The following is a 3,679-nucleotide window of genomic DNA, read 5'->3' on the forward strand; positions in this document are numbered from 1 at the left end:
AATTTCCATATCCTATACCTGCTCTTTCGTTAGGTGCTTTGTATTTTGGCTGCAATTCATAATGCATCAATGCCTCTTGAATTTCATATCTGCCTTTGCCCTCGGCTTGCATTTTCTCGCGAATTTCATCGACCTCTTTTTGGCGCACGGCGCTGTCCGGATGCTCGATAATATTGCCTTTGGCGCCGTATCCGCGGAATGCAGGCGGCATCTCCATCTTCATAATATCAAGCGGCTCGTAGCTTAGAGTAGGCATAGTATCGCCCTCCTTCCAGCTGGCAAGCGTTCGTTTTAGCCAGTTTAGATCGTCGCGTTTCGGATAGTCCTCGCGGAAGTGCGCGCCGCGGCTTTCGGTACGATCGAGCGCGCCCTTTGCGATACAAAGCGCGAGCTTTAACATCTTCGGCACGCGGTAAGCCTCCTCAAGCTCAGGATTTCCGAAAAGCTCTTTATTGCTTACTTTGACGTCCAAGGACTGCTTGTAAAGCTCCTCGAGCTCTTTTACGGCTTTGGCTAATCCCTCGCCGGTACGGAAGATCGCGCAGTGTTCCCACATCACGTCTTTCATCTTGTTTTTGATCTCGAATACGTTAAATTTACCCTCTTTTTCAAGCAGGCTTTTCATGTAGTTTTGCTCTTTGTCTACGAATTTTTCTATATCGTGCGTATTGATATCGACGTCGTGTCCTTGGCAATACTCCGCAAAATACTCGCCCACGATCATTCCTGCGACGACGGTTTCGGCGACGGAATTTCCGCCTAAGCGGTTAAAGCCGTGCATATCCCAGCATGCAGCCTCGCCCGCGCTAAATAGTCCCGCCAAAGTCGGGCTCTCGCCCGTAGCCTTTGTTTTGATGCCGCCCATCGAGTAGTGCTGCATAGGAAGGATCGGAGCCCAGCCCTTGCCGCGCTTCCTGCCCTGCTCGTCGGTTATTACCTCAGTATCGGCAGGATCGATGCCGTTGAAAATCTCGCAAATTTCTTGCACGTCGCGTAAATTTTTCTCGATATGCTCGCGTCCGAGGATCGAAATGTCAAGCCAAACGTGCTCGCCATAAGGGCTCTTTACCCCCTTGCCTGCGCGGATATGCTCCATTATGCGGCGGCTTACGACGTCGCGGCTAGCAAGTTCTTTTTTCTCAGGCTCATAATCCGGCATAAAGCGGTAGCCGTCCACATCGCGCAAAATTCCGCCGTCGCCGCGGCAGCCTTCGGTAAGTAAAATTCCGCTCGGAACGATAGGGGTTGGGTGAAACTGCACCGCTTCCATATTTCCAAGCTGCGCGACGCCGGTCTCAAGCGCGATAGCAGCACCTATACCCTCGCAAACGACGGCGTTTGTGGTGTGCTTATATACTCTGCCGTAGCCGCCGGTAGCGATCAGTGTGCCTTTCGAGACGTATGCGATGAGCTCGCCGGTAACCAGATCGCGCACGATTGCGCCATAGCAGCGGTTGTTTGCGTGAATTAGCGCGATCGCTTCTTTTCTATCATGAATATCTACGTTATGCTTTAGCGCTTCGTTCGCAACGGCAAAAAGCATTGTATGTCCCGTAGCATCGGCAGTATAGCAGGTTCGCCATTTTTTCGTGCCGCCGAAGTCGCGGCTGTGGATAAGTCCGTGAACCTCATCTTTTTCGGTGATCGTGGTCTTTTGAGCGTTGATAATAGCGCTTCGCTCGCCCCTTGTAATCCTGGTCCAAGGAACGCCCCAGCCTGCAAGCTCGCGAATAGCCTTAGGCGCCGTTTGTGCAAACATCCTAGCGACATCCTGATCACAGCCCCAGTCGCTTCCTTTTACGGTATCGGCAAAGTGCACGTCCTCATTATCGCCCTCGCTCATCTTGGAATTTCCAAGCGACGCCTGCATGCCGCCTTGAGCTGCCGCAGAGTGCGAGCGCTTAACAGGGATCAGACTCAAAACGATGGTGCTAAGCCCCTTCTCGCCGGTAGCGATCGCAGCTCTTAAGCCCGCCAAACCGCCGCCAATAACTAAAGAATCGCAATATATTACATTCATCCTAAGCTCCCTATTCTAAACTTAACCATTTAAAATCGGCGATTATCGAAAGCAGGAAAAATGCGCCCCAAACGATAAAAACCGCCTTTTTAATGAAGGCTCTTTTTCTTTGAATTTCAGCCTTCGTGCCGTCTATGCTGATCCATTTCATATATAATCTATAAATTCCGATGCTAGCGTGAGTTACTACGAAAATCAATAAAACGAAATAAAATAGATGAAGCTGTCCGAATCTAGCAATAGCAAGATCTGCAGTAATTTTCGGACCGAATACGATCATTAAAATATGAGCCGCCGCAAAGAAAAATAGTAAAAATCCCGTCCAAAACTGAAACCACCAAAGCGTCGTGTCGCAATGCTTCATTCGCATTTTATGCGCTTTAAACGCCCTGTAAGCGGCGTAGTTAGCCGGAAATTTTCTCATCGCCAAAAACGCGTGAACTACGAAAATCACGAAAATCACGAAAGCGACGATGTTTGTAACGAAATAAATTCCGCCCGGTTCGGCGAAATGTACGACGCCCTCGAACGCGCCCTTACCGATCAAAATCGTGCCGGTAAATATCATATGACACAGCATGAAACAGGCCAAAATCAGCCCGCTGATGCTTTGCGCCACGTCTTGCAAAGCCATAATGCGGCTTTTTTTGCCGTCTATGGATCTGCCCGTAAAGCCTTCAATGCGACCTAGCATAGGTTCTCCTTAAAAAAGATGATTATAAATCCCCGCTAAACGAAAATTTACATTTTTGTAAAGAGATTATATTACTTTTTAACTTTAGATTAATTTAATTTCTGCAAATTAGTTTTTTCTTCAAAGACTGCTTTAAGAAAACTGCTATCAAAAACATTACTAAAGATAAAATTTGCCCCATCGATAAATTTAAAAATACAAAGCCAAGCCCATCGTCCGGCTGCCTGAAAAATTCCACGAAAAATCTAAACGCTGTGTATAGCATCGCATACAGACATATCAGCTCGCCGTTAAATTTCTTAAATTTACGGTAGAAAAATAAAATCACGAAAATAACGAGCCCTTCCGAAACCGCTTCGTAAAGCTGGCTTGGATGGCGCAACGTGCCGCCTACTAAAATCCCCCACGGCTCGCTCGTCTCGCGCCCGAAAAGCTCCTGATTTAAAAAATTCCCCACGCGCCCGAAAAAATACCCAAGCGGCACGCTAAGTGCCACGAGATCGAGCAGCGCCCACATATCGGTTTTAAATTTTTTGCAAAACCAAACCGTTGCGATCACGAATCCGACGACCGCGCCGTGATAGCTCATACCGCGGATACCCACGAACTCGCCGTTATGAAAGGGGTTGAAAATTTGCCACGGATGGCTGAAATACCACGCCGCCTCGCCCGAATAGATCGCGATGTATCCAAGCCGCGCGCCCAAAATGACGCCCACTTCGACCCAGATAAAGTAGCGATCTAGCATCTTATCGCTGAAGTCAAGGCCGTCTTTTCGCACGAAATATTTGGCGATAAATAGCGCCGTAAGCAGCGCCAAAACATACATAATGCCGTACCAGTGCACGTTTATGCCAAACGCGCTGAACGCCACGGGATCAAAGTGGGCGTAAATTTCGTTCCAGTAATTCAAATTTTTCCTTTGTTTTAAATTTTAAAATTTAACGGCGCGCATCAGACGCTGC

The 3,679-nt window shown here is 48.2% G+C and carries 3 protein-coding genes; all 3 read right to left on the reverse strand.

Going from position 1 to position 3,679, the window contains the following annotated elements:
• Positions 1-2,020 (reverse strand): fumarate reductase flavoprotein subunit (locus Q0095_RS09195; protein WP_297883232.1); only part of this gene is annotated, 2,020 nt, incomplete at its 3' end.
• Between the two features lie 10 nt (positions 2,021-2,030).
• Positions 2,031-2,714: a fumarate reductase cytochrome b subunit gene (locus tag Q0095_RS09200; RefSeq protein ID WP_295151987.1), complete on the reverse strand. Its 684-nt coding sequence runs from the start codon at positions 2,712-2,714 to the stop codon at positions 2,031-2,033.
• A 94-nt stretch (positions 2,715-2,808) separates the two neighbouring features.
• On the reverse strand, positions 2,809-3,627 hold the full coding sequence (gene lgt, locus Q0095_RS09205; protein ID WP_297883233.1) for a prolipoprotein diacylglyceryl transferase: 819 nt from the start codon (positions 3,625-3,627) through the stop codon (positions 2,809-2,811).
• Between the last annotated feature and the right edge of the window lie 52 nt (positions 3,628-3,679).

Origin of the sequence: uncultured Campylobacter sp. (genome assembly GCF_938045535.1) — a bacterium.
Taxonomy (GTDB): domain Bacteria; phylum Campylobacterota; class Campylobacteria; order Campylobacterales; family Campylobacteraceae; genus Campylobacter_B.